Origin of the sequence: Streptomyces sp. NPDC093149 (genome assembly GCF_044754145.1) — a bacterium.
In the GTDB taxonomy this organism is placed as follows: domain Bacteria; phylum Actinomycetota; class Actinomycetes; order Streptomycetales; family Streptomycetaceae; genus Streptomyces.
In genome coordinates this window covers 347,291-372,572 of record NZ_JBIVON010000008.1, presented here as the reverse complement: position 1 = coordinate 372,572, position 25,282 = coordinate 347,291, and the positions used below count along the sequence as shown (strand labels likewise).

The 25,282-nt window shown below is 71.1% G+C and carries 21 protein-coding genes; all 21 read left to right on the top strand.

The genetic code is table 11. The features are described from left to right. The first annotated feature begins 5 nt into the window (after positions 1 to 5). The gene (locus ACIQCZ_RS25150; protein WP_402284961.1) at positions 6 to 1,085 is read left to right on the top strand and encodes a hydrogenase expression protein HypE; all 1,080 of its coding nucleotides are present in this window, start codon (positions 6 to 8) and stop codon (positions 1,083 to 1,085) included. Positions 1,086 to 1,168: 83 nt separating this feature from the next. Then, entirely contained in the window at positions 1,169 to 2,953 is a 1,785-nt protein-coding gene (locus ACIQCZ_RS25145) for a nickel-dependent hydrogenase large subunit (protein ID WP_402284959.1), read from the top strand. Continuing rightward, the gene (locus ACIQCZ_RS25140) at positions 2,950 to 3,525 is read left to right on the top strand and encodes a hypothetical protein (protein ID WP_402284957.1); all 576 of its coding nucleotides are present in this window, start codon (positions 2,950 to 2,952) and stop codon (positions 3,523 to 3,525) included. The genes ACIQCZ_RS25145 and ACIQCZ_RS25140 overlap by 4 nt, the downstream gene beginning before the upstream one ends. Next, positions 3,522 to 4,190, top strand: coding sequence for a DUF5947 family protein (locus ACIQCZ_RS25135; protein ID WP_402284955.1), 669 nt, complete (start codon positions 3,522 to 3,524; stop codon positions 4,188 to 4,190). The genes ACIQCZ_RS25140 and ACIQCZ_RS25135 overlap by 4 nt, the downstream gene beginning before the upstream one ends. Continuing rightward, entirely contained in the window at positions 4,187 to 4,885 is a 699-nt protein-coding gene (locus ACIQCZ_RS25130) for a DUF6084 family protein (protein ID WP_402284953.1), read from the top strand. Before ACIQCZ_RS25135 ends, ACIQCZ_RS25130 begins: the two co-directional genes overlap by 4 nt. Beyond that, positions 4,882 to 6,330 carry a hypothetical protein gene (locus ACIQCZ_RS25125; protein WP_402284952.1) on the top strand — a complete coding sequence of 483 codons (1,449 nt, stop codon included), beginning with the start codon at positions 4,882 to 4,884 and terminating at the stop codon, positions 6,328 to 6,330. The genes ACIQCZ_RS25130 and ACIQCZ_RS25125 overlap by 4 nt, the downstream gene beginning before the upstream one ends. Next, positions 6,327 to 6,875, top strand: coding sequence for a hydrogenase maturation protease (locus ACIQCZ_RS25120; protein ID WP_402284951.1), 549 nt, complete (start codon positions 6,327 to 6,329; stop codon positions 6,873 to 6,875). Before ACIQCZ_RS25125 ends, ACIQCZ_RS25120 begins: the two co-directional genes overlap by 4 nt. A 16-nt stretch (positions 6,876 to 6,891) precedes the next feature. Then, complete coding sequence (locus ACIQCZ_RS25115) at positions 6,892 to 6,996, top strand: DUF6893 family small protein (RefSeq protein WP_402284949.1); 105 nt, start codon at positions 6,892 to 6,894, stop codon at positions 6,994 to 6,996. 123 nt (positions 6,997 to 7,119) lie between these two features. After that, a complete protein-coding gene (hypA, locus tag ACIQCZ_RS25110; RefSeq protein WP_402284947.1) occupies positions 7,120 to 7,512 on the top strand; it encodes a hydrogenase maturation nickel metallochaperone HypA in 393 nt (130 codons plus the stop codon). Positions 7,513 to 7,515: 3 nt separating this feature from the next. After that, complete coding sequence (hypB, locus tag ACIQCZ_RS25105) at positions 7,516 to 8,343, top strand: hydrogenase nickel incorporation protein HypB (RefSeq protein WP_402284945.1); 828 nt, start codon at positions 7,516 to 7,518, stop codon at positions 8,341 to 8,343. Further along, the gene (gene hypF / locus ACIQCZ_RS25100) at positions 8,340 to 10,778 is read left to right on the top strand and encodes a carbamoyltransferase HypF (RefSeq protein WP_402284943.1); all 2,439 of its coding nucleotides are present in this window, start codon (positions 8,340 to 8,342) and stop codon (positions 10,776 to 10,778) included. Before hypB ends, hypF begins: the two co-directional genes overlap by 4 nt. Before the next feature lie 52 nt (positions 10,779 to 10,830). Then, the gene (locus ACIQCZ_RS25095; RefSeq protein WP_402284942.1) at positions 10,831 to 11,151 is read left to right on the top strand and encodes a HypC/HybG/HupF family hydrogenase formation chaperone; all 321 of its coding nucleotides are present in this window, start codon (positions 10,831 to 10,833) and stop codon (positions 11,149 to 11,151) included. Next, positions 11,148 to 12,275, top strand: coding sequence for a hydrogenase formation protein HypD (gene hypD / locus ACIQCZ_RS25090; protein ID WP_402284941.1), 1,128 nt, complete (start codon positions 11,148 to 11,150; stop codon positions 12,273 to 12,275). Before ACIQCZ_RS25095 ends, hypD begins: the two co-directional genes overlap by 4 nt. A gap of 4 nt (positions 12,276 to 12,279) precedes the next feature. Next, complete coding sequence (gene hypE / locus ACIQCZ_RS25085; protein ID WP_402285082.1) at positions 12,280 to 13,380, top strand: hydrogenase expression/formation protein HypE; 1,101 nt, start codon at positions 12,280 to 12,282, stop codon at positions 13,378 to 13,380. Between the two features lie 319 nt (positions 13,381 to 13,699). Continuing rightward, on the top strand, positions 13,700 to 14,734 hold the full coding sequence (locus ACIQCZ_RS25080; RefSeq protein ID WP_402284939.1) for a pyridoxal-phosphate dependent enzyme: 1,035 nt from the start codon (positions 13,700 to 13,702) through the stop codon (positions 14,732 to 14,734). Positions 14,735 to 14,736: 2 nt separating this feature from the next. Beyond that, on the top strand, positions 14,737 to 15,963 hold the full coding sequence (locus ACIQCZ_RS25075) for an MFS transporter (RefSeq protein ID WP_402284937.1): 1,227 nt from the start codon (positions 14,737 to 14,739) through the stop codon (positions 15,961 to 15,963). A gap of 60 nt (positions 15,964 to 16,023) precedes the next feature. Continuing rightward, positions 16,024 to 17,097 (top strand): ornithine cyclodeaminase family protein, encoded by a 1,074-nt coding sequence (locus ACIQCZ_RS25070; protein ID WP_402284935.1) that lies wholly within the window; start codon positions 16,024 to 16,026, stop codon positions 17,095 to 17,097. Positions 17,098 to 17,108: 11 nt separating this feature from the next. Continuing rightward, positions 17,109 to 17,924, top strand: coding sequence for a class I SAM-dependent methyltransferase (locus ACIQCZ_RS25065; RefSeq protein ID WP_402284933.1), 816 nt, complete (start codon positions 17,109 to 17,111; stop codon positions 17,922 to 17,924). Continuing rightward, a complete protein-coding gene (locus ACIQCZ_RS25060; RefSeq protein WP_402284932.1) occupies positions 17,921 to 21,220 on the top strand; it encodes an amino acid adenylation domain-containing protein in 3,300 nt (1,099 codons plus the stop codon). Before ACIQCZ_RS25065 ends, ACIQCZ_RS25060 begins: the two co-directional genes overlap by 4 nt. Beyond that, a complete protein-coding gene (locus ACIQCZ_RS25055) occupies positions 21,217 to 22,971 on the top strand; it encodes an AMP-binding protein (RefSeq protein WP_402284930.1) in 1,755 nt (584 codons plus the stop codon). Before ACIQCZ_RS25060 ends, ACIQCZ_RS25055 begins: the two co-directional genes overlap by 4 nt. Continuing rightward, a complete protein-coding gene (locus ACIQCZ_RS25050) occupies positions 22,968 to 25,241 on the top strand; it encodes a M20/M25/M40 family metallo-hydrolase (RefSeq protein ID WP_402284928.1) in 2,274 nt (757 codons plus the stop codon). Before ACIQCZ_RS25055 ends, ACIQCZ_RS25050 begins: the two co-directional genes overlap by 4 nt. The last annotated feature ends 41 nt before the right edge of the window (positions 25,242 to 25,282 follow it).

Sequence of the window (25,282 nt, the reverse complement as noted above, 5' to 3'; positions counted from 1 at the left end):
TCCTCATGGATGCAGCAACGTCGAACACCGTGGACGCACAGGCCGCGGCCACCGAGGAGGACTCCCCGATCCACATCCTCTGGATCAACGCGGGGCTGAGCTGTGACGGCGACTCGGTGGCCCTCACTGCCGCGATGCAGCCGAGCATCGAGGAGATCGTCACCGGTGCGCTGCCCGGCCTGCCCAAGGTCGAGGTCCACTGGCCGCTGATCGACTTCGAATGCGGTCCGGTGGGTGGTGCGGACACGTTCATCGAGTGGTTCTTCAAGGGCGAGCGCGGCGAGATCGACCCGTTCGTGCTGGTCGTCGAGGGTTCCATCCCGAACGAGACGATCAAGCCCGAGGGGTACTGGTGCGGCTTCGGCGACGATCCGGAGACCGGCCAGCCGATCACCACCAGCGAATGGATCGACCGGCTGGCGTCCAAGGCCCTGGCCGTCGTCGCCATCGGCACCTGCGCCACGTACGGCGGCATCCACGCGATGGCCGGCAACCCGACCGGCGCCATGGGCGTGCCCGACTACCTCGGCTGGGACTGGAGGTCGAAGGCCGGTATCCCGATCGTGTGCGTGCCGGGCTGCCCGATCCAGCCGGACAACTTCTCGGAGACCCTGACGTATCTGCTGTACCAGGCGGCGGGCGCCGCTCCGATGATCCCGCTCGACGACAAACTCCGGCCGACCTGGCTGTTCGGCGCCACCGTGCACGAAGGGTGCGACCGGGCCGGCTACTACGAGCAGGGCGAGTTCGCCGAGACCTACGACTCGCCCAAGTGCCTGGTGAAGATCGGCTGTTGGGGACCCGTCGTGAAGTGCAACGTACCCAAGCGCGGCTGGATGAACGGCATCGGAGGCTGTCCGAACGTCGGCGGCATCTGTATCGCCTGCACCATGCCGGGCTTCCCCGACAAGTTCATGCCGTTCATGGACGAACCCCCGGGCGCCAAGCTCTCCAGCACCGCCAGCGGCGCGTACGGGGCGGTCGTCCGCAGACTCCGGACGATCACGGCGAAGACCGTGGACAAGGAGCCGAAGTGGCGGCACAAGCGGGGCCGGCTGAGCACCGGCTACCGGCCCCCGTGGTGACCACGCCCGACACACCGACCGCACCGCACACCTTCCGGTGACGACCCCACCGCACGCTTCTCAGAAGGGCTACGGCACATACGATGGCACCGACAACTAAGGCGGCCGGCGACGGCAGCGGCCTGGTGGAGATGGCCTGGGACCCGATCACCCGGATCGTGGGCAGTCTCGGCATCCACACGAAGATCGACTTCAAGCAGAAGCGGGTCGCGGAGTGCTACAGCACCTCGTCGGTGTTCCGCGGCTACAGCGTCTTCATGCGAGGCAAGGACCCCCGCGACGCGCACTTCATCACCAGCCGGATCTGCGGGATCTGCGGCGACAACCACGCCACGTGCTCCGTGTACACGCAGAACATGGCGTACGGGGTGAAGCCGCCCCACCTCGGTGAGTGGATCATCAACCTCGGCGAGTCCGCGGAGTACATGTTCGACCACAACATCTTCCAGGAGAACCTGGTCGGGGTCGACTACTGCGAAAAGATGGTCCGCGAGACCAACCCCGGCGTGCTGGAGCTCGCCGAGCGCACCGAGGCGCCGCACGCCGGGGAGCACGGCTACCGCACGATCGCCGACATCATGCGGTCGCTCAACCCCATCGAGGGCGAGTTCTACCGCGAGGCCCTCCAGGTGAGCCGCTACACGCGGGAGATGTTCTGCCTCATGGAGGGGCGCCATGTGCACCCCTCCACGCTCTACCCGGGCGGCGTGGGCACGGTCGCCTCCGTCCAGCTCTTCACGGACTACCTCAGCCGCCTCATGCGGTACGTGGAGTTCATGAAGCGGGTCGTGCCCCTGCACGACGACCTGTTCGACTTCTTCTACGAGGCCCTGCCCGGGTACGAGGAGGTCGGCCGCCGACGGGTGCTGCTCGGCTGCTGGGGAGCGCTCAACGACCCCGAGTACTGCGACTTCACGTACGCCAACATGAGCGACTGGGGGCGCAAGATGTTCGTCACCCCCGGTGTGATCGTGGACGGCAAGCTGGTCACCAACGACCTCACCGAGATCAACCTCGGCATCCGGATCCTGCTGGGCAGTTCGTACTACGACGACTGGCAGGGCAAGGAGCAGTTCGTCACCCACGACCCGCTCGGCAACCCGGTCGACCCCCGCCACCCGTGGAACCAGCACACGATCCCCGCACCGCAGAAGCGGAACTTCGACGACAAGTACAGCTGGGTGATGTCGCCGCGCTGGTTCGACGGCAAGGACCACCTGCCCCTGGACACCGGCGGCGGCCCCCTCGCGCGCCTGTGGTCCACCGCGCTCTCCGGGCTCGTGGACGTCGGCTACGTCAAGGCCACCGGCCACAGCGTCGTCATCAACCTGCCGCGCACGATGACCAAGCCCGAGACCACCTTCGAGTGGCAGATCCCGAAGTGGAGCAACGCGCTGGAGCGCAACCGCGCCCGCACCTACTTCCAGGCGTACGCGGCCGCGATCGCGCTGCACTGTGCCGAGAAGGGGCTTGAGGAGGTCCGCGCCGGACGTACCGGGACGTGGGAGAAGTTCGACGTCCCGGACGAGAGCATCGGTGTCGGATTCACCGAGGCCGTGCGGGGCGTGCTGTCGCACCACATGGTGATCAGGGACGGCAAGATCGCCAACTACCACCCCTACCCCCCGACGCCGTGGAACGCCAGCACGAGGGACACCTACGGAACCCCCGGGCCGTACGAGGATGCGGTGCAGAACACGCCCATCTTCGAGGAGAACCCGCCGGAGAACTTCAAGGGCATCGACATCATGCGCGCCGTCCGCAGCTTCGACCCCTGTCTCCCGTGCGGGGTCCACATGTACGTCGGCGGCGGCAGAACCGTGCAGAAGATGCACGTGCCCACCGGCCTGAGCGGACTGGGCGGATGAGCGTGACAGCGAGGGCGCTCGACGCGGAGCAGGCCGGACGGCGCATCGACGAGGTGCTCGAGCGGGTGACGGCAGCCGGTGACGGGAAAGCCGTCGCGGCGGCCGAGGAACTGGTGCGGGTCCTGATGGACTTCTACGGCGCCGGGCTGGCCCGGATCGTCGACGGACTGCGGGCCGTCCCGGGCCGCGAAAGCGCCGACACACTGGACGAACTCCTCGGCGACGACCTCGTGTCGAGCCTCCTGGTCCTGCACGACCTGCACCCCGAGGACACCGGAACACGGATCGGCCGGGCGCTCGCGGCCGTCCGCGACCCCGTCGAGGTCGTGACCTTCGACGAGAGCACGGGCACCCTGCGCCTGCGCACCACCGGCACGGGCGGCTGCGGCTGCGCCGGCGCGCCGGCGGCACAGCAGCAGATCGAGAACGTCCTCGCCTGCTTCGCACCGGAGGTGACCACGGTCGAACAGGAGCCGGGCTCCGCCACCCGGGAACCGGCACTCCTCCAGATCGGATCCCGTCCGCCGCAGGCCGCGCCGGCCACCCGGGCGACCGCGGCCGGCAGATCATGAGCGCGCCCACGACGCGGGCCCGACGGCCCGACCCCGCCTCGGGCCTGCAGACACTGCGACGGCTCGCGGCACCGAGTGGACCCCGGCAGGAACAGTGCGAACTCTGCGGAGTACGGGTCACCGAGGGGAACCACCGGCATGTGGTGGACACCGAGCAACGCTCGCTGGCGTGCGCCTGCACACCGTGCGCCCTGCTGTTCGAGCGGCCCGGTGCCGCACAGGGCCGGTTCCTGAGCGTCCCGGACCGCTATCTGGCCGACCACGACCACCGCTTCGACGACAACGCGTGGGAACTCCTGCAGATCCCGGTCGGGGTCGCCTTCTTCTTCCGCAACGCCGCACTGGACCGGCTGGTGGCGCTGTACCCGAGCCCTGCCGGAGCGACCGAGAGCGAACTCGATCCCTCCGTCTGGCAGGCGGTCCTCGGCGGAAGCCGCCTCGCCGAACTGCTGGAACCGGATGTGGAGGCGCTGTTGTTGCGCCGCTCCGAAGGCCGGGTCGAGTGCTATCTCGTACCGATCGACATCTGCTACGAACTGGTGGGACGCATGCGTCTGTCGTGGCAGGGCTTCGACGGCGGAGCCGAGGCCCGTGCCGAACTGCGGGCCTTCTTCGCACACGTCGAACACCGCTCCGGGGCAACAGCGGGGGAGCAACGGCGATGACGGAGTTCACCTTCACCTGCGCCGGCGTACGCGCCGACCCGTACGCTGCGGGCCCCACCCTCGTGTTCCGCCTCCGTGTCACCGCCTCGCCGGGCACCCGGGTGCACGCGATGGCGTTGCGCTGCCAGATCCGCATCGAGCCCGCCCGGCGCGACTACGTACCCGCCGAGGCCGAGGGACTGGCGGACCTGTTCGGCGAGCGACCGCGCTGGGGCAGCACGCTCCAGCCCGTGCAGTTCGCCCAGGTCCCGGTCATGGTCCCCGCGTTCACCGGGGAGACAGAGACGGACGTCGTCGTGCCCTGTACCTACGACCTGGACATCGCCGCGACACGGTATCTGAACGCGCTGACGGACGGTGAGGTGCCGCTCCTCATGCTCTTCTCCGGTACCGCGTTCACCGGCTCCGGCGGCTTCCGGGTCGAGCCGGTGCCGTGGGACCTGGAGGCTCCTTTCCGGATGCCGGTGACGGCGTGGCAGGAAATGATCGAGCAGCACTTTCCGGGGTGCGGATGGATCCGTCTCCCTCGCGACACCATGGACGAACTGCTCGCGTTCCGCTCCCGGCACGCACTGGCGTCCTGGGAGTCGACCGTCCGGGCCCTTCTCGACGCCGCCGGACCCACTGCCCTCCAGCAGCACCGGGACTGCGTCGGCGCCGGACTCGCCGGGCTCGCCGAAAGGACGGCGCAATGACCGCGTCCACTCTCACTCCCGCGCTGGAATCGCGATTCGCCACCGCCCGCGGGGTGGCCGACGCGGTCCTCTTCGAGGGCTACGTCCTGTATCCGTACCGTGCGTCGGCGGCCAAGAACCGGCTCCGCTGGCAGTTCGGGGTGCTCGTACCACCGGCCTGGACGGCGGCCGCCGACGAGCACGACTTCCAGCACACCGAGTGCCTGATGGAACCGAAGGCCGATGCGACCCTGGCGGCCGAGGTGCGCTTTCTGCACGCCCGACGACGCATCGTGCAGCGGCTCTGCGAGGACGGCAGCTTCGAGACCGTTCCCGAACTCCACCTCACCGACCGGGTCCTCGTTCCCTGGGACGAAGGGGTGGAGGAACGGATCGAGGTGCTCGCCACCGTGGCCGAGCTCACCGGCGACGGCGTCGTCGTCCCGTTCACGCGCCCGGCGCGCGAGGAGAGCGAGACCGTTCGCGACGAGGACGGCCGGACCGTGGGCCGGCTGGTGCGCCGCTGCGAGGAGATCAGCGGGACGCTACGGCTCCTTGCCGCCGAACTCGACGGCCCCTACCGGGCGATGCGCCTCACCACCGTCGTGGAGAACACCAGCACATGGACCCCGGACGCCGATGACGGCGACCGCGACGCCGCCCTGCCCAGATCGCTGGTGGCGGCACACGTCCTCCTCGGCCTCGACGCAGGCGCGTTCCTCTCGATGACCGACCCTCCCGAGTGGGCCGCGGGGGCGGTCGCGGACTGCCGGAACCTGCACACCTGGCCCGTACTGGCCGGGGAGCCCGGCCGCGCGGACCTGATGCTCTCCTCCCCGATCATCCTGGAGGACCATCCGGCCATCGCCCCGGAGAGCCCCGGAGCGCTGTACGACTCCACGGAGATCGACGAGATCCTGGCCCTGCGCACAGCGGCCCTGACGGACCGGGAGAAGCGCGAGGCCAGGGGGACGGACGACCGGGCGGCGGCCGTGATCGACCTCGCCGACTCGATGCCCCCCGAGGTCCTGGAGCGGCTGCACGGCGCGGTGCGGGCCCTGCGGGAGGTCACGGAACCGGGGGCGCCCGCGGTCGTCGCGCCGGACGGCCGTGCGCGGGTCCCGGAGGAAGCCGACACCTACGACCTGGTCCGCCCGGACCAGCCGTGGTGGGACCCGGCCGCCGACGACGGGGTCGACCCGGCACGCGACCGGGTCCTGGTGGACGGCCGCCCGGTGGGCACGGGCAGCCGTGTGCTGCTGCGGCCGGGCCTGCGCCGCACCGACGCCCAGGACCTCTTCCTGCGAGGCCGCAGCGCACTGGTCGAGGCGGTGCTCCACGACGTGGACGGGGGAGTCCACCTCGCGGTCACCGTCGAGGGCGACCCGGGTGCGGACATCCGGCGCGAGCAGGGGCGGTTCCTCTACTTCCAGCCCGACGAGGTCGCACCACTGGAGGACGCATGACCCCACCCCCGGCACAGCGGGCGACCACTCTGGTCGCGGGCGTCGGCAATGTCTTCCTCGGCGACGACGGCTTCGGTGTCGAGACCGTACGACGACTGAGCTCGGAGCCTCTGCCCGACCACGTCGAAGCGGTGGACATCGGTGTGCGCGGAGTCCACCTCGCGTACCAGCTCCTCGACGGATACGACACGCTCGTCCTGATCGACGCCACCCGACGCGGCGGCGACCCCGGGACGCTGTATCTGATCGAGGCCGACCGGCCCGGCCCGATCGAGCCGCAGGAGGCCCTGCTCGACGGCCACCGGATGTCCCCCGACACGGTCCTGACCCTGCTGGAGACCCTGTGCGCCGGGACGGGCTGCAGGCCCCCGCAACGCACGCTGGTCGTCGGATGCGAACCCGCATGTGTCGACGAGGGCATCGGTCTGAGCGCCCCCGTGGCCGCCGCTGTTCCGCAGGCCGTGGACATGGTGCTGCGCCTGCTGCGGGACGACGAACACACCACGACCACCCCACAGCCGGCAACAGGCACGGCCGTGAACTGAGGAGACGAACACCATCATGAAGAAGATCATCATCGGCGGCGCGGTCGCCGCCGCCCTCGCCGCGCTCCTGGCCCAGGCAATGCCCGACATCAAGCGCTACGTGCGTATGCGGTGCATGTGACGGCACCGGGCTCCGCAGCGGAGCCGGGCTGCACCGAATGACGTACCTGGCACTCGGCGTCGGCGAGCCGACCCGATGGCGACGGCCACCCCCGGTCTAATGACGCGGGCAGGACGGAGACCCATGCACGAGATGTCCATCGCCATGGCCGTCGTCGGCCAGGTGGAAGAAGCGGCCCGGCCCGATGGCGCCGTCGGCGTCACATCCGTCCGGCTCCAGGTCGGCGAACTGGCCGGAGTGGTACCGGACGCACTGTCCTTCTGCTTCGAACTGGCCTGTGCCGGGACCGTGCTGGAAGGCGCGGAGCTGATCGTCGACTCCGTACGGGCGAGAGCGCGCTGCGCGCCCTGTGCGGACGAATGGGCGGTCGGAATGCCACCGGTGCTGTGCTGCCCCGCATGCGGCGAAGCGACCGCGGAGCTGCTCTCGGGCCGCGAACTCCAGATCGCCGACGTCCACTGGGACGACGGCCCCGCGCACGGACACAACCGTGAACCGATTTCCGAGGAGCGCTGAACCATGTGCCGTGTGGTCGATCTGCAGCAGGCGGTACTCGCGAAGAACGACACGACCGCGCAGCACCTGCGCACCGAACTCGCCCGCCGCGGCACAGCGGTGGTCAATCTGCTCTCCAGCCCGGGGAGCGGGAAGACGGCGCTGCTCGAACGCGAACTGGTGCTGGCCCGTGAGACGGGCGTCCCCGTCGCGGCGCTGACCGCCGATCTGGCCACCGAGAACGACGCCACGCGCCTGGCCCGCTCCGGAGCCCCGGTCAAGCAGGTGCTCACCGACGGGCTCTGCCACCTGGAGGCCCACATGCTGAGCGGGCATCTGGACGGATGGCTGCCCGAGGACACCCGGCTCCTGTTCGTGGAGAACGTCGGCAACCTGGTCTGCCCTGCCTCGTACGACCTCGGCGAAACACTGAGGGTCGTCCTCGCCTCGGTCACCGAGGGCGAGGACAAGCCTCTGAAGTACCCCACCGCCTTCGGGCTCGCCCACCTCGTCCTCGTCACCAAGGCGGACATCGCCGAGGCGGTGGGGTTCGACGAGGACGCGTTCCGCGCCCATGTCGAGCAGGTCAACCCCGGGGTGCAGGTGCTCCTCACCTCCGCCCGGAGCGGAGCGGGCGTCGGGGCGCTCCTCGACCGGGCGCTGGACGCCGCGAACGGGGCCCCGGTCCACCGGCCCGTCATGGCCCGGCAGCACCCTTCTCCCCACACCCACGCACACGCACACACGGAGCACGACGCGGACGGCCGGGACCGGCCCCGCACGCATGCCGGTCGGGGCGAGCAGGCCGCCGCACCGGGTGCGTCCGGCGCCGCGGCGCAGACCCGCGCGTGACGGCGTCACGGTCCGGCCGGGCCCCGGGCGAGCCGACGCAACGTCGCCGGGTCACGGTGCGAGGAGTCGTCCAGGGCGTCGGATTCCGGCCCTATGTCTACACGCGCGCTCTCGCGATGGGCCTGGCCGGACATGTCACCAACACTCCCGAGGGCGTCGTCGCGGAAGTCGAGGGATCACCCGCTGTCGTGGCCCTGTTCTGCGAAGGGATCGCGACGGACGCGCCGCCCATGGCCGTCCTCGAATCCGTCGAGCACCGGGAGGTCCCCGCCGCGGGCGGCACCGGCTTCACCATCATCACCTCCCGCACCGGCGGACCCTCCCGCACACTGGTTCCGCCGGACATGGCCACCTGCGCCGACTGCCTCGCCGAACTGGCCGACCCCGCGGACCGGCGCCATCGGCACCCCTTCATCACCTGCACCAACTGCGGTCCGAGATTCACCATCGTCACGGGGCTGCCGTACGACCGGGCGCACACCACCATGGCCGACTTCCCCATGTGCGGCGACTGCGCCCGTGAGTACGCGGACCCGGCCGACCGCCGCTTCCATGCCCAGCCGGTCGCCTGCCTCCGCTGCGGACCCCGGCTCGACCTGTTGGTGCCACACCCCGACCCGGGCACGCACCCGCGACGCACCCACGCCGCGGACCCGGTCGCCGAGGTCCGCGAACTCCTGTCCCGCGGCGCGATCGTCGCCGTGAAGGGCCTCGGCGGATACCACCTCGCCTGTGACGCGACCAACCCCCTGGCCGTGGCCGAGCTGCGCCGTCGCAAGGCGCGTGGCGACAAACCGTTCGCCCTCATGGCCCGCGGCGTCGACGACATCGAACACGTCGTTCGTGCGAGCGCCGCAGAGCGGGCCCTGCTCACCGACGTCGCCCGGCCGATCGTCCTGCTGCGGCGCCGAGCCCGCGCCGCCGCCGTGCCGGGCGCTCCGGTCCCGTCGGACAACGTCGCCCCGGGCAGCCCCGACCTCGGTGTCATGCTCGCCTACACCCCCCTGCACCACCTGCTCCTCGGCCTGCCCGGCGACCCGGCGGGGCCACGCCTGCTCGTCATGACCAGCGGCAACGTGGCCGGGGAACCGATCGTCACCGACGACGCCGAAGCACTGGAGCGGCTCGGCGGCCTGGCAGACGCCTGGCTGACCCACGACCGCCCGATCAGGGTCCCGTGCGACGACTCCGTCGTCCGTGTCTGCGACGGGGAACTGCTGACCGTACGCCGCTCACGCGGCTACGCCCCGCGGCCCGTCGAACTCCCCTTCCCGGTACCGGCGGTCCTCGCCGCCGGGGGCGATCTCAAGAACGTCCTCTGTCTGGCGGAGGGACGCAGAGCCTGGCTGTCCGCCCACATCGGTGACATGGACGACCTCGCCACACAGCACGCCTTCGAGCACGCTGCGCAACAACTGGAGAGCCTCACCGGCGTGCGGCCCGGAACTCTGGCCGTCGACCGCCATCCCCGATACCGCTCGGGACAGTTGACCCGGCGCCTGGCCGGAGAACGGCCGGTCGTGAGCGTCCAGCACCACCACGCCCACATCGCCTCCACGATGGCCGAGCACGGCCTGGACGGCAGCCGACGGGTGATCGGCGTCGCGTTCGACGGAACCGGCTACGGCGACGACGGAGCCGTGTGGGGCGGAGAGATTCTGTTGGCGGACTACGACGGATATCACCGGTTCGGGCATCTCGCGTACGTTCCTCTGCCGGGCGGTGACGCCTCCGTGCGGCGTCCCTACCGCATGGCCCTGGCCCATCTGCACGCGGCGGGGATCGGTTGGGCCCGGGATCTGCCGTGCACGATGGCCTGCCCCTCCGATGAACTTGGGCCGCTGGAAGCACAGTTGGGGCGGCGTCTGCACTGCGTTCCCACCTCCAGCATGGGCCGGCTGTTCGACGCGGTCTCCTCCCTCACGGGTATCTGCCACCGGGTCGGATACGAAGCCCAGGCCGCCATCGAACTCGAAACGGCCGCGCTCCGCGCGGCCGGCGGCCACCACGAGGGATACGGCTTCGCTCTGCGGGCTCCCGACCCGGGCAGCGGGGAGGCGTTGATCGCCGACCCCGCGCCCGTACTTTCGGCCGTGGTCGACGATGTGCGCGCGGGCGCCGACCCAGGGGTCGTCGCGGCGCGCTTCCACGCCGCGGTCGCCGCACTCGTCCGCAGAATCTGTGTTCTCGCGCGTGAGCAGTACGGCCTGGACACCGTGGCCCTCACCGGCGGAGTGTTCGCCAACACCCTGCTCTCCTCGGAATGCGCCCGCACGCTTCGCGGACAAGGCTTCATCGTCCTGCGTCACCACCGGGTCCCTCCGAACGACGGAGGACTGGCGCTGGGGCAGGTGCTGATCGCCGCGCGGAGCCGGGACCCGCGAACACCCGACGGCCGCTCAACCCCGGCCAGGGAGACCGAAGCCACCCACTGACGGCGTGTCCCGGCAGGGCCGGGCAGGTGACCAACCACAGCGAGGAGGAGCCATGTGCCTGGCGGTGCCCGGCAGAGTGCTGGAGATCGAGGAGCGGGACGGTACCCGCATGGCCACCGTCGATTTCGGCGGAGTGGTCAAGGAGGCGTGTCTGGAGTATCTGCCGGACCTCCGGGTCGGCGACTACGCCATCGTCCACGTGGGGTTCGCCCTGCAGAAGCTGGACGAGCAATCGGCCCGGCAGACCCTGGAGCTCTTCGCCGAACTCGGCTTGCTGCAAGAGGAGTTCGGTGACCCGTGGGAAATGGCGGCCGAGGCGGGCGGAGCCCCGCTGCCCGGTTCCGGCGAGACACCGCAGGAGGCGCGGCAGTGAAGTACATCGACGAGTTCCAGAACCCCGAACTGGCCCGGCGGCTGCTCGACGAGATCCACTCCACCGTGACCAGGCCGTGGGCCCTGATGGAGGTATGCGGCGGTCAGACCCACACCATCATCCGGCACGGAATCGATCAACTCCTGCCGGATCAGGTGGAATTGATTCATGGACCGGGTTGCCCGGTGTGCGTGACCCCGCTGGAGGTCATCGACAAGGCACTGGAGATCGCCTCCCGTCCGGAGGTGATTTTCTGTTCCTTCGGCGACATGCTCCGCGTCCCCGGAACCGGCCGTGACCTCTTCCGGGTCCGCGGTGAGGGCGGCGACGTGCGCGTCGTCTACTCACCGCTCGACGCGTTGAAGATCGCCCAGCAGAACCCGGACCGGGAGGTCGTGTTCTTCGGAATCGGCTTCGAGACCACCGCCCCTCCCAACGCGATGACGGTCCATCAGGCGCGCAGGCTCGGCATCCGCAACTTCAGCCTGCTGGTGTCCCATGTCAGGGTGCCTCCGGCGATCGAGGCGATCATGAGGTCGCCGGACTGCCGGGTGCAGGCCTTTCTGGCCGCGGGGCATGTGTGCAGTGTGATGGGAGTGGGCGAGTATCCCGCACTGGCCGAACGATTCCGTGTCCCGATCGTGGTGACCGGGTTCGAACCGCTGGACATCCTGGAAGGGGTACGCCGGACCGTGGTCCAGCTGGAACGCGGCGAACACACCGTGGAGAACGCCTACCCGCGCGCCGTGCGCCCCGAGGGCAACCCGGCCGCGCTGAGCATGCTGGAGGACGTCTTCGAGGTGACCGACCGGGCCTGGCGCGGCATCGGCGTCATCCCCGACAGCGGCTGGCGGCTCTCCCCGCGCTATCGGGACCACGACGCGGAGTACCGCTTCTCGGTGACCGGGATCAACACCCGCGAACCCGCGCAGTGCCGCAGTGGAGAGGTGCTGCAGGGCTTGCTGAAGCCGCATGAATGCGAGGCGTTCGGCACCACCTGTACCCCTCGCACCCCACTCGGAGCCACCATGGTCTCCAGCGAGGGCGCATGCGCCGCGTACTACCTCTACCGGCGGCTGGACCTTGACAAGACGGTGCCTGTGGAGGCGATCCCCGTTGTCTGACACCATCGAGACATCCACGCGCGGCGCCGCGACGGCAGCCGCCTCCGGCGTCCCGCTGCCCGATCCCACGGCATGGACGTGTCCGGCCCCGCTCCGTGACCACCCGCGCATCGTGATGGGGCACGGAGGTGGCGGCGCCCTCTCCGCGGAACTCGTCCAGCACATCTTCGCCCCCGCCTTCGGCGGCGAGACGCTCGCGCAGATGGGCGATGCGGCGTCCGTGCGGCTGGGTGGCGCCCGCCTCGCGTTCTCCACCGACACCTTCGTGGTGCGGCCGCTGTTCTTCCCCGGCGGCAGCATCGGCGATCTCGCGGTCAACGGCACCGTCAACGACCTGGCCATGAGCGGTGCGCGGGCCGCCTATCTGTCCTGCGGATACATCCTGGAGGAGGGCGTCGAGCTCTCCGTCGTGGCGCGCGTCGCCGACGCCTTCGGTGCGGCCGCGCGCCACGCGGGCGTCGAGGTGGTGACGGGGGACACCAAGGTGGTCGAGGCCGGTCACGGAGACGGCATCTTCATCAACACCGCCGGCATCGGCCTCATCCCGGCCGGCGTCGACCTGCGTCCGCAGCGGGTCGAACCGGGCGACGTCGTGATCGTCAGCGGGGCGGTCGGCGTCCACGGCGTGGCCATCATGAGCGTACGCGAGGGCCTGGAGTTCGGGGTCGAGATCGAGAGCGACTGCGCCGCCCTGGGCGGGCTCGTGGAGGCCATGCTCGCGGTCACCCCCGAGCTGCACGTACTGCGCGACCCCACGCGTGGAGGGCTCGCCGCCTCCCTCAACGAGATCGCGACGGCCTCGGGCACCGGAGTCGTGATCCAGGAGCGGGCCGTTCCCGTCCCTCCGCCGGTGGCCAATGCCTGCGCCGTCCTGGGGCTCGACCCGATGTACGTCGCCAACGAGGGAAAGCTGGTGGCGTTCGTCCCGCGCGAAAGCGCCGACGCGGTCCTGGAGGCGATGCGCGCGCATCCGCTGGGACGGGACGCGGCCGTGATCGGCGAGGCGGTGGGGGACCACCCCGGCATGGTGGTGGCCCGCACCGGGCTGGGCGGCACCCGAGTGGTCGACCTGCCGGTCGGGGAACAGCTGCCGCGGATCTGCTGACGGCCGTGTCACGCCGTGCGGGGCCGACGTCCCGCACGGCGTGCCGTCCGCAGCGGAGCCGAACCGGCCAAATCGAATGGCCGACCGCGCCCCGCGCGCGGTCGGCCACCGAGGCGTATGTCCGTCATCGCTGGTTTCGGCAGTGCGAGGGCGAGACGGCTCGGAGGCGTCAAGCGCTCTTCTCGCCAAGCGCCACAAGGGGCCGGGGGCGAGGGCGTGGTGGCACCGGGGGGTGCATGCCTAAGGTCTGAGTGCGCGTAGCGAAGCAGTCCGGTCGAACCACGGAAAAGGTCCACGACGCATCGCCCAGGGGGAAGCAGTGCCGCGTGTCGAACCCGTTCTCGAACGGGCCCTGCGTAGGACTCCCTTACTTCACCTGGACGTCGCCCACCGGGGCCGGACGCGGCGTCTGGGACTGAAACTGGAGGAGAGCGGCCCCACCGGATCGGTGAAGGACCGCAGCGCTGTGGGGTTGTTACAGGCACTCCACGACGAACGGCCCTTCACCCCGGGCACCGTGGTGGTGGAATCCACCTCCGGCAACCTCGGCCTGGCTCTGGCCCGGCTGCTGCCCTCGATCGACTGTGTCTTCCTCGCGGTGGTCGACCTGAAGACCCCGCATGCCACCCGCAGAACACTCATCGACCGGGGTGCCCGGGTGATCGTCGTCGACGAACCCGACGGCCAGGGCGGCTACTTGCTGAGCCGACTGCGCAGGGTGGGCGAACTGTGCGCCCAGAACCCCGCATACCGCTGGCCCAACCAGTACGAGAACTGGGCCTCGCCCGACATCCATCGCCGCACCACCGGCCCCGAGATCACCGAGCAGACCGGCCCGGAGCTCGGCGCGGTGTACGTACCGGTCTCCACGGGCGGCACCCTGGCCGGCATCAGCGCGCATCTGCGCGAGCGCCGGCCCGATGTCGCCGCGGTCGCGGTGGACGTACGCGGCTCGCTCGCCGTCGCGGGCAGCGCCGGGCGCCGCCTGATACCCGGCATAGGGGCCAGCCGGCCGTCGGCCTTCCTCCAGGGGCCGCACAGCTACGACCGTACCGTGCACGTCGACGACATCGAGGCGATCGCCGTCTGCCGCATCCTCGCCGAGGACGTGGGACTCGTCCTCGGGGGTTCCAGCGGCTGTGTCGTACGCGCGCTGCTGACCGACCTGGAGAACGACCGCACGGACGGCCGGCTCCCGGTGTGCCTGGCCGCCGACGGCGGCCGCAAGTACCGCGACACCCTCTACTCCGACGACTGGGCGACCGAGCAGGGCATCGTCAGGGAGATCAACGCCGCCGTGAACCAACTGCGCAGCGAAGGACTCTTCTTCGACCGAAAGCACCAGGAGCACTGACCATGGGCACGAGCACCACCCTCGACCGGAGCCGGACGGGGACCGGCTACCGGCAGTTCCTGCCACTGGTCCAGGGCGCCACGCTGATCGAGTGGACCGGTACGGGACTGTTCCTCGCCGTCTCGACGATCTACTTCGTCAAGGTCGCCCATCTCAGCACCTCGTCCGTCGGCACCGGCCTGACCATCGGCGGAGCCGTCGCCGTAGCCGCCGCCGTGCCCATCGCCCGGGTCGCCGGACGCTTCGGGCCGAAGCCCGTACTGATCGCCGTGATGCTGCTCCGCGCGCTGGCCACCGTCGGCTATCTGTGGGTGGACGGCTGGTGGAGCTTTCTCCTCGTGGTCGCCGTCATCGCCGTCACCGAGCAGTCCTCGCCACCACTCGTGCAGTCGTACGTCGGGGCGCGGGCCCCCGAGAGCCTGCGCGCGAAGGTGATGGCCGTACAGCGCACCGTCGTCAACCTCGGCATCAGCCTCGGCGGACTGATCGCCGGAGTCGCCCTCGGTTCCGGAGCGCCCGGAGCGTTCCGGCCGCTGCTGATCGGCGGCGCAGTCGCCTATGTCGTGGTGGCCGCGGTGTACGCCACCGCGCGGGGCGAGGAGGCCGCGACCGCCGTCGGGAGCGCCCATGTCTCGGAGCTGCTCAAGGACCGCCGGCTGCTGGGCTTCACCGCGTACAACGCGCTGGTGTCGCTGTGGATGCCGGTACTCAACGTGGCCTTCCCGCTCTGGCTCGTCACCGAGACCGACGTACCGGAGCGCTACGTCGGCATCCTCTACGCCGTCAACACCGTGCTGTGCATCGCCCTCCAGTATCCGCTCAACCGCTGCTACAGCACGACGCGCCGGGCGTGGTACTCGTACGCGAGTGCCACGCTGCTGCTCGCCCTCGGTGCCCTGGCCTTCGCCGCCGCGCCGGGCTTCGGGGCGCGGGAGGCACTGCTGGTGCTCGGCGCCGCCGTCGTCCTTCTGACGTTCGCCGAACTGCTCCAGGTCGGCGCCTCCTGGACACTCTCCTTCGACCTGGCACCGGAGCGGGCACGCAGCGCCTATCTGGTGCTGTTCAACACCAGCCGGACGGTCGCCAACCGGGTGGCCGGCCCGGTGCTGATGACCGGCGTCGTGCTCGCCCTCGGCACGGCCGGCTGGATCGCGCTCGCCTGCGTACTGCTCCTCGGCGCGCTCGTCCCCCTCGTGATGCTGCGCGGGCCGCGAGGCACCAGCGGCTGAAGCGCCCCGTCCGGACCGCCCGACCACCCACGATTCCCTCGTCAAGGAGCCCCGACCGCCATGGACTTCGAGCACTACCCCGACAGCCACTTCCGCTATCTGACCCGTGCGGACGTCATCGAGGCGGCCCGCGACGTGGACATCGTGACGGCGGTGGCCGAGGCGCTCACGCTGCACTCCGCCGGCCAGTCCGTCCTTCCCGAGGAGGCGTATCTCGGCTGGACCACCCCGCAGGGCGACTCGGCCCGGCTGCTGGCCATGCCCGGGGCCCTGACACAGGTCGGCAGGCCACCGGTCATCGGCATGAAGACCATCAACGCCTCGCTGGGCAACCCGGGCCGCGGCATACCGCGTTCCCAGGGATTCACCCTGCTCCTGGACCCGGAGACCGCCCGCCCCCTCGCGTTGATGGAGGCCGCGTACATCAGCGCGATGCGGACCGTGGCGGTGACCGCGCTCGCCGCACGCCACCTGGCCGTTCCGCAACCGCGGCAGCTGGCTCTCCTCGGCTGCGGCGCGCTCGCACAGGCGCATGTCTCACTGCTGCTGCGCACCGTGCCGTCGCTCCGCCGAATAGCCCTGTACGACGTGGCACCCGACCGTGCGAAGTCCGTCGCCGAGTACATCGCGTCGCTCCCCGGAGCCGACGCGATCGAGACGGTGCTCGCCGACGGTCCACGGGCAGCCGTGCGCGACGCCGAACTCGTGGTGCCCGTCACGACGGTGACGCAGGGATACATCGAGCCCGACTGGCTGCGGCCGGGAGCACTCGTCTGCCACGTCTCGCTGGACGACCTCACCGAGGCGGCCGTGCTCTCGGCCGGCACGGTGATCGTCGACGACTGGAGCCTGGTCCGTGACGACCCGCGCCGACTGCTGGGCCGGATGCACCGGGCGGGCACCCTGCTCGGACCCGACGGCACCCCGCGAGAAGGCGTCACCGCGCGACCCGGCGCCCGTCGCGTCGACGGCACGCTCGGCGATGTGCTGACCGGCCGGCACCCGGGCCGACGGGACCCGGACGAGATCGTGATCAGCAACCCGTTCGGTATGTCGATCCTCGATGTCGCCGTCGCCGACCACATCCGTGCCCGCGCCGAAACCGCCGGTCTGGGCTCCAGGCTCACTCTCTGAGGGGGATCCGCATGACGATCGATCGATACGTCCAGGAGATCAACCGCACCATGTGGTCGTACGGCGAGTACCGGCATGTCGCCGATCTGCTGCGGCCCGGGGCCGAGGAGCTGGTCGACCGGCTCGCCCCCGCACCGGACACCCGTCATCTCGACGTCGCCACCGGAAACGGCAACGTCGCACTGCTGTCCGCTCTGCGCGGCTGTGTCGTCACCGGGCTGGACCTGACCGACGAGTTCTTCCCCGACGCGCGTGAGCGGTTCTCGAAGGCCGGTGTCGAGGTGGAGCTGCACTGCGGTGATGCACAGGAACTCCCCTTCCCCGACGCCGCGTTCGACCTGGTGACGTCCACCTACGGGATCCAGTTCGCACCGGACCACGCCGCGGCCGCCGGTGAGATGGCCCGAGTGCTTCGGCCCGGCGGCCGGATCGGCATGTGCAACTGGACGGCACGCAGCTGGACGGCGCACTTCCAGGAGATCCTCTCGGCCTACTTCCCCTCGCCCAACGGCCACCAGGGCCAGCCCATGCTGTGGGGCTCGCCGGACCATCTCGCCGAACTGCTCGGCCCCGGATTCACGATCACGTCCGAACGCCGTGAACTGTTCTACCCGTTCGGTACGGCCGAGGACCTCGTCGCCTTCTTCGAGAACTGCTTCGGGCCCTGCATCGCGGCGAAGAACACCATCTCGCCGCCCTCGCGCTGGAAGGAACTGAGGGCGGAGATGGTCGAGATGACCGAGGGCTTCCACACCACCGAAGGCCGGGGCACGGGCGTGCCCGTCGAGTACCTGCTCGTCGTGGCGGAGAAGAAGGGGGCCCGGTGACCGGCCTGCCCGAGCACTACCCGAAGCTCCCGCTGGCCGAAGGAGCGCGGGAGCGGGCCCTCGCCGCGGCGCTGACCCGCAGCGAGCCGTACGAGCTGCGCGAAGGAGTCCACGCGTACGTCGACCGGCATGCGGCCACGCACCCGGACCGCACAGCGATCGACGACGGCGAAGTCTCCCTGAGCTACGCCGAGCTGGCGGACCGCATGCACGGCACCGCCGCGCAGCTGGCCGCCGCCGGGGTCGCGGCCGGACAGATCGTCGCGGTCGGCGGCCGACGCGGCGGTGACGTCGTCACCGCCTTTCTCGCGCTGGAGCTGCTGGGCGCCGTCTATCTGCCGGTGGACGCCGGGTGGCCCGCCGCCCGCGTCGAGTCCCTGCTCACCGACAGCGGAGCCGTCCTGCTGCTGACCACCGGCGGACCGGCGGCCGGCGGCGAAATGGTCAAGGGAGCGCGCGCGGCCGAAGTCCCCACCGCGGCGCCGCGACCGATTGACCCTCCGTACACCCGGACCGCCCCGCTCGCACGTGACGAGGTGCGCTACGTCCTCTACACCTCGGGATCGACCGGCCGTCCCAAGGCCGCGATCGTCGAACACCAGGGGATGCTCAACCATCTGTGGGCCAAGATCGACGACCTCGGGCTGACCGCGGACGACCGGCTGGCACAGACCGCGCCCCTGGGCTTCGACATCTCCGTCTGGCAGATGCTCGCCCCCCTGCTCGTCGGCGGCCGCGTCCAGGTCTTCGGCGACGAACAGGCACAGGACGGCGCGCTGCTGCTGGAAGGGTTGCGCAGCCGCCGAACAACGGTGCTGGAAACCGTACCCACCCTGATCCGCTTCCTGCTCGACGCCCACGAGGGCTCGGGCACGAGGCCCGGTGCGCTGCGCTGGATGATCGCCACCGGTGAGGAGCTGCCGCCGGCTCTCGCCGGACGGTGGCACGACGCCATGCCCGGCATCGGGCTGCTCAACGCCTACGGCCCCACCGAGTGTTCGGACGATGTCACCCATGCCGTGCTCGGCCCACCGGCCGCCGGGGTCCGCCACCTGCCGATCGGCTCGCCCATCGGGAACGCCGAACTGTACGTGCTGCGCGCCGAGGAGGGGGAGTGGCACGCCTGCGCGCACGGGGAGACCGGCGAACTGTTCGTCGGAGGAATCGTCGTGGGCCGCGGCTACCTCGGTGATCCGGAGCGTACCGCCCTCGCCTTCTTCACCGACCCCTTCGACGACCGCGGGGGACGCCTCTATCGCACCGGGGACGCCGTACGCGTACTGCCGGACGGCGGGCTGGAGTACCTGGGCCGGGTCGACCGGCAGGTGAAGCTCGGCGGCGTGCGCATGGAGCTCGCCGAGATCGAAGCGGTGCTCGGCGGCCACCCCGGCATCGCCGCCTGCGCCGTCACCCTCCACACCCCCGAGGACGCGGGCGCCCTCGTCGCCCGCGAGAGCGCCCACGCCCCCGCCGCCGCACAGCCGCCGCGGCTCGTCGCGTACGTCACCGCCAGCGGGGACGAGGTGGCCGAGGAGGCCCTCCGCGCCCATCTCGCCGAACGGCTCCCCGCGCCGATGGTCCCGCACACCTTCGTCGTACTGCCCCGGCTCCCGCTCACCCGCAACGGCAAGACGGACTACAAGGCGCTCCCCGCACCACCGCGCCGTACCCGCCCCGACAGCCGTCCGTACACGGCACCGCGCGGCGAGGCGGAGACCGCCGTCGCGGCCCTGATCGCCGAGCTCCTCGGCACCGGGCGCGTCGGCCGGGACGATGCGTTCCTGGAGCTGGGCGGTGACTCGCTGCTCGCCATGCGGCTCGTCGCGGCACTGCGCGCGAAGGGGTCGGTGGCCGGTCTGCGCGACGTGCTGCGCGACGGCAGCCCCGCCGCACTCGCCGCGCTCGGTGGCCATTGCCCTGAGCGGGCCGCCGACGTCCGACCTGAGCGGGCCCCGGGCGCCCCCCGGACCAGGCCGCTCACCCCGCAGCAGGCCGGGGTGTACTTCCACTGGCGCCTCGACCCGCTCAGCCCCTACTACAGCTACCAGGGCTCCCTGGAACTGGACGGTCCGCTGGACGTGACACGGCTGGCACGGGCCTGGCACCTGCTGCTGGCCGAGAACCCGCTGCTCCTCGCCCGGTTCGCCGAGACCGACGGGGCGGGCGGGCAGGAAGTGGTGCACCACTACCCGCACTGGGACGTACCGCTGCCCGTACAGGCCCGGGACATCACCCCCGAAGGGTTTCGCGCGGTGGCGGCCGAGGAAGCGGCAAGACCCTTCGACCTCCTCGCCGAACCCGCCCTGCGCACCGAGCTGTTCCGACTGCCGGGCGGGCAGCACCGGCTGCTCGTCACCATGCATGAACTGCTCCTCGACGGCTGGGGCGCGACCGTGCTCTTCCAACGGCTCGCCGGACTGTACGAACGGCAGCCGCCACAACCCGACCCGGAGCGCGCCACCCGGTACGACCGCTATCTCGACCACCTGGAGGGGCACCTGGCCACCGAGGAGGTCGCCGAGGCGGGGGAGTACTGGCTGCGCCGGCTCGCGGGCGATCTGCCGGCACTGCAGATCGCGCAGAAGCAGCGGCCCGCCACCCCCACCTACCGGGGCGCGATCACCGAGACGGTCCTCGACGAGCAGCTGTCCCGGCGGCTGCGGGACACCGCGCTGTCCGCCTCCGCGACGGCGTTCGTGCCGTTGCTGGCCGCCTACGCACTGGCCCTGAGCTACTACGGCGACGCCGACGAAGTGATCGTCGGCGCGCCGATGGCGGGCCGGGAGCGGCCGGAAGCCGCCGAGGTCCCGGCGTTCGTGCTCGCCATGCTGCCGCTGCGCCTGCGCGTCGAACCGGCGGCGACGCTCACGGAGTTCACCGCGCAGGTGCGGGAGACGGTGTACGACGCCTACGCCGCGGCGGAACACCCCTTCGGCTGGACACTGCGACGGCTTCCGGCCGCCGCGCGCAGCTCCTCGGCGACACCGGTCTTCCAGACCATGCTCAACATGCTGCCGTACCCGGCCCGCGCCACCGCGGCGGCGGGCGTCGCCTTCCGCTTCGTCGAGCTGGACACCGGCTACACCAAGTACGACTGCGCGCTGTACGTCCAGCCGCACGGCCCCGGCCGGCTGCTGCTGCAGTACGCGTACCAGCAGGAACTGCTCGACGCCCCGGCCGCCCGCAACGTACTGGAATCCACGCTGATCGCGCTGCGGGCCCTGACCGACCCGGAGCGCGCGGGGCACACCACCATCCGTTCCCTCGATCTGCTGCCCGGAGACGATCAACGATGACGACGCCGACCCTGCTGGAACGCTTCGCCGAGCAGGTGGCGGCCCACCCCCGGGCCGTAGCCCTGCGCCACACCGGCACCAGCCTCACCTACCGCGAACTCGACGAGTGGAGCGGCCGACTGGCCGCCCGGCTCGCCGCCAGGGGCACCGGCCCCGGCACACTGGTGGCACTCGCCGCCCAGCGCGGCCCGGCAGCCGTCGCCGGGGTCCTCGCCGTACTGAAGACGGGCGCCGCCTATCTCGGACTCGACCCCGCGATACCCGTACGACGACAGCGCCGGATGGTCGAGGAGACCGGACCGCACTGCGTGCTGGCCGAGCCCGGCCTCGACCAGTTCCCGACACTGGACGCCCCCCGCGTCACGCTCGCGCCCCTCACGGAGGGACCGCTGCACCAGAGCCCCGAGCAGGAGCCCGACGAGGACGCGCTGTTCCATGTCGTCTACACCTCCGGGACGACCGGAAACCCCAAGGGCGTACGCATCAGCAGGCGTTCGGTCCGCGGGCGGCTGGAGTGGATGTGGCAGGACCATCCGTTCCCCGAGGGCTCGGTGCTGGCCGTCCAGAAGTCCCTGGCTCTGGTCGCCTCGCCGTGGGAACTGCTCGGCGGGCTGCTCAAAGGCATCCCGTCCGTCGTGCTCGGCACCGATGAGCTCCTCGACCCGGTGCTGTTCGCGTCCGCCGTCGAGCAGGAGCGGATCACCCATCTCTTCCTGACCCCGCAGCTGATCGCCGGGCTGCTGGAGGAGAGTGCGAAACGCCCCGGCGGACACCGGCCCGTACTGGTCACCAGCGGCGCCGACACCCTGCCGGTGGACACGGTCCTGCGCTTCCGCGAGGTCTGGCCCGACGCCACACTCCTGAACCTGTACGGCATGACCGAGACCGCCTCCAACGTCGCCGCGTACGACACCGCCCTCCTGCCCGCGGACGCCGAACGTGTCCCCGTCGGCAGCCCCGTGGCGGGTGCCGTGCTCTCGGTCCGCGACCGGCTCGGCCGACGGCTGCCGCCCGGCGTGACGGGCGAGGTGTGGGTCTCCGGTCCGCCGCTCGCCCTCGGCTATCTCGGCGGTGACGGCGAGGACCGCTTCACCATGGACGACGACGGCGTCCTTCACTACCGTACGGGGGATCGTGGCCGCCAACTCCCCGATGGCGTAATGGAGATGACCGGGCGCGCCGACAACCAGATCAAGATACGGGGCTACCGCGTCGAGCTGGAGGAGATCGAGGCCACCCTGCGCAAGGCGCCGGACGTCACCGACGCGGGGGCGTACACGGAGACCGAGCGGGGCGAGACACGCATCGTCGCCTGCTTCACGGCCGACGAGGAGACAGGTCCCGCCGCACTGCGCGGCTACCTGCGCGACCGGCTCCCCGACTACATGCTTCCCGCCCGCATCCAGCAGCTCGCCCGGCTCCCGCTGACCACCAACGGCAAGCTCGACCGGACCGCCCTGCGCACACTCGTGAAGAACGCCGGGCAGGAACGGACGGCCGGATTCGCTCCGTCCGACGCCACCGAAGCAGCTGTCGCCGCACTCTGGCAGGAACTGCTCGGCGCCCCACCGGCCTCGGCGGACCAGAACTTCTTCGACGCCGGAGGCCACTCCCTGCTCGCCGTACGGCTCGCCAACCGGCTGGCGAGCACGGCGGGCCGACGCGTCCCCCTGCGCCGCATCCTCGGCGCACCCACCGTCACCGCGATCGCCGCGCTGTGCCGCGAGATCCAGCAGGAGGAACAGGCATGAACGTGCCATGGCTGAACATGACGGGCGAAGAGCCGCCGCCGGGCCGGGACGGCACTCTCGTCGTCTGCTTCGCACCCACCGGCGCCCACGGTTCGACATTCGCGAGCTGGCGGGGCCGGTTGCCCGAGGACACCGCACTCGCGCTGATCACACCGCCGGGCCGCGGCACCCGGGTCGACGAGGAACCCGTCACCGACATGGCCGCCTACGCCGATGCGGTGGCGGCCGAGGTGCGGGCGTCGCGCGGCGGGCGGCGACTGGTGCTGGTCGGTGTGAGCCTCGGCGCGCTGCTGGCGTACGAGACGTGCTGTCGGCTGCTCGACGCCGGAGTGCCGGTCGCGCGGCTGTGCGCGGTGGCCGGACAGTGTCCCGGCGACTTCCACGGCGACGGCGGCGAGGTGACGGTGGAGGACGCCCACGCCTTCGTCACCGGGACCGGACTGACCGACCCGGAGCTGCTGGCGGATCCCGACTTCGAGGAGGTGCTGCTGCCGCCCGTCATCGCCGATCTGCGGCTGGCCGCGGGCTACGACGGCGGCCGGACTCCCGTACCGCACGTCGAGTTGCGCGCGGTGTGGGCCACCGACGACCCGCACGTGCCCGAAGTCACCGTACGGCGTTGGGCCGACTGGACGCGTGCCGAGTGCACCGCGCGGTCCGTCGAGGGCGGTCACTACGCCCACCAGGAGAACCCGGCAGCGGTCATATCCGCCTGCCTGGACGGTCTGCCCACGACCCGGCCCTCACGCCGCTCCGTGCTCGGCGCCGGTGCGACGGCCGTCGCGGGCACGATGCTGGGGCTCGGCGCGATCGCGTCGGGATCACCCAGAGCATCGGCGTCCGCGCCGGCAGCGGGGGGCGGCGTCACCTTCGACGGGGATCCCACCGACCCCGTGGGCCTCGCCGTGGCGATGATCCGGCAGAACACCAGCAACCCCGGAGACGGCGCACTCACGCTGCCCTTCGCCCGGATGCTCCAGGACATCTTCCGCGCGGCCGGGGTCGGCACCGAGATCGTGCCCACCCCGAAGGAGGGAAACGTCCACTTCTTCGCCCGCGTACCGGCCGGCGGACCGACCCGGAAGAAGCCGCTGGTCCTCCTCGGCCACTCCGACGTCGTCCCCGCCATCGGCGACAAGTGGACGACGGACCCCTTCGCCGGAGACATCCAGGACGGCAAGCTGTACGGCCGCGGTTCCCTCGACATGAAGGGCGTCAACGCCGCCTTCGTCGCCGCTCTGCTGCGTCATGTGCGCGAAGGCGCGGCCTTCGACCGCGACATCGTCCTCTGGTCCGACTGCGACGAGGAACAGGGACCCTACGGGGTGCGCTGGTTCCTCGCGGAGCATCCCGGAAGGATCGAGGCGAGCGCGGTCGTCACCGAGGGCGGCTGGGTGCTCAACCAACGCGACGGCCGGACCCCCATGATCGCCTCGCTCACCTGCAACGACAAACGCTCCCTGCTGCTGCGCCTGGAGACCTCCTCGTACGCCACCCACACGTCCAAACCGTTCACCGGGCAGGCCGTGATCCGGCTCGGCGAGGTGCTGGAGCAACTGGGGGACTGGCGCGCCCACATCCGTCCCAACGCACTGTCCCGGCAGTACTTCGCCGAACTCGCCGAGGCCACCACCGACCGGCCGCTCGCCGAAGCGGTGCGCGAGATGCTCGATGCCCGTACGGAACAGCGACGGGACCGGGCCGGTGAAGCGGTGGTACGGCTCAGCGACACCCCGGAACTGCACAACGCGATGCTGCGGACCACGCTCGCCTTCACCTCCGCGCAGTCCGGCTACTACCCGAGCATCGTGCCGGGCACGGCGACGGCGGAATTCCGCGCGGCGTTCCTGCCCGGGGCCGACGACCCCGGCCGAGTCGTCGCCGAACTGCGCTCGCTGATCGGCAACCGGGCGACGCTGACCGTGGTCGGCAACCCCGGCGAGAGCGAGCAGCAGGCTCTGGACCGGTTGCGCGGCTATCTCGCGGTCCCCGACTCCGGCTACGACACGGACGTCTTCCGCGCCTGGCGGACAGCCGTACGCCGGACGCATCCCGGAGTACGTGCCACCGCCTGCCAGTTCGAGGCGGTCACCAGCGCGGTGCCGTTCCGGGAGCAGAACGTACCCGTCTACGGCATGTACCCGTTCACCGTGAACCGGGACATGCTCAAGCGCATGCACGGCACCGACGAGCACATCGGCGTCGAGGCCTTGCGCCAGGGCACCGAAACCGTTTACCAGATGCTGGCGGGACTGCGTACCGGGGCCTGACCGGCCCGGACCGTACGGGCGTGCTCCGCAGCGCGCCCGTA

What these genes read in the sequence shown, in the direction of transcription:
- ACIQCZ_RS25150 (WP_402284961.1), top strand. Translation starts at nt 6, where the DNA reads ATGGATGCAGCAACGTCGAACACCGTGGACGCACAGGCCGCGGCCACC.
- ACIQCZ_RS25145 (WP_402284959.1), top strand. Translation starts at nt 1,169, where the DNA reads ATGGCACCGACAACTAAGGCGGCCGGCGACGGCAGCGGCCTGGTGGAG.
- ACIQCZ_RS25140 (WP_402284957.1), top strand. Translation starts at nt 2,950, where the DNA reads ATGAGCGTGACAGCGAGGGCGCTCGACGCGGAGCAGGCCGGACGGCGC.
- ACIQCZ_RS25135 (WP_402284955.1), top strand. Translation starts at nt 3,522, where the DNA reads ATGAGCGCGCCCACGACGCGGGCCCGACGGCCCGACCCCGCCTCGGGC.
- ACIQCZ_RS25130 (WP_402284953.1), top strand. Translation starts at nt 4,187, where the DNA reads ATGACGGAGTTCACCTTCACCTGCGCCGGCGTACGCGCCGACCCGTAC.
- ACIQCZ_RS25125 (WP_402284952.1), top strand. Translation starts at nt 4,882, where the DNA reads ATGACCGCGTCCACTCTCACTCCCGCGCTGGAATCGCGATTCGCCACC.
- ACIQCZ_RS25120 (WP_402284951.1), top strand. Translation starts at nt 6,327, where the DNA reads ATGACCCCACCCCCGGCACAGCGGGCGACCACTCTGGTCGCGGGCGTC.
- ACIQCZ_RS25115 (WP_402284949.1), top strand. Translation starts at nt 6,892, where the DNA reads ATGAAGAAGATCATCATCGGCGGCGCGGTCGCCGCCGCCCTCGCCGCG.
- hypA (WP_402284947.1), top strand. Translation starts at nt 7,120, where the DNA reads ATGCACGAGATGTCCATCGCCATGGCCGTCGTCGGCCAGGTGGAAGAA.
- hypB (WP_402284945.1), top strand. Translation starts at nt 7,516, where the DNA reads ATGTGCCGTGTGGTCGATCTGCAGCAGGCGGTACTCGCGAAGAACGAC.
- ACIQCZ_RS25095 (WP_402284942.1), top strand. Translation starts at nt 10,831, where the DNA reads ATGTGCCTGGCGGTGCCCGGCAGAGTGCTGGAGATCGAGGAGCGGGAC.
- ACIQCZ_RS25075 (WP_402284937.1), top strand. Translation starts at nt 14,737, where the DNA reads ATGGGCACGAGCACCACCCTCGACCGGAGCCGGACGGGGACCGGCTAC.
- ACIQCZ_RS25070 (WP_402284935.1), top strand. Translation starts at nt 16,024, where the DNA reads ATGGACTTCGAGCACTACCCCGACAGCCACTTCCGCTATCTGACCCGT.
- ACIQCZ_RS25065 (WP_402284933.1), top strand. Translation starts at nt 17,109, where the DNA reads ATGACGATCGATCGATACGTCCAGGAGATCAACCGCACCATGTGGTCG.
- ACIQCZ_RS25055 (WP_402284930.1), top strand. Translation starts at nt 21,217, where the DNA reads ATGACGACGCCGACCCTGCTGGAACGCTTCGCCGAGCAGGTGGCGGCC.
- ACIQCZ_RS25050 (WP_402284928.1), top strand. Translation starts at nt 22,968, where the DNA reads ATGAACGTGCCATGGCTGAACATGACGGGCGAAGAGCCGCCGCCGGGC.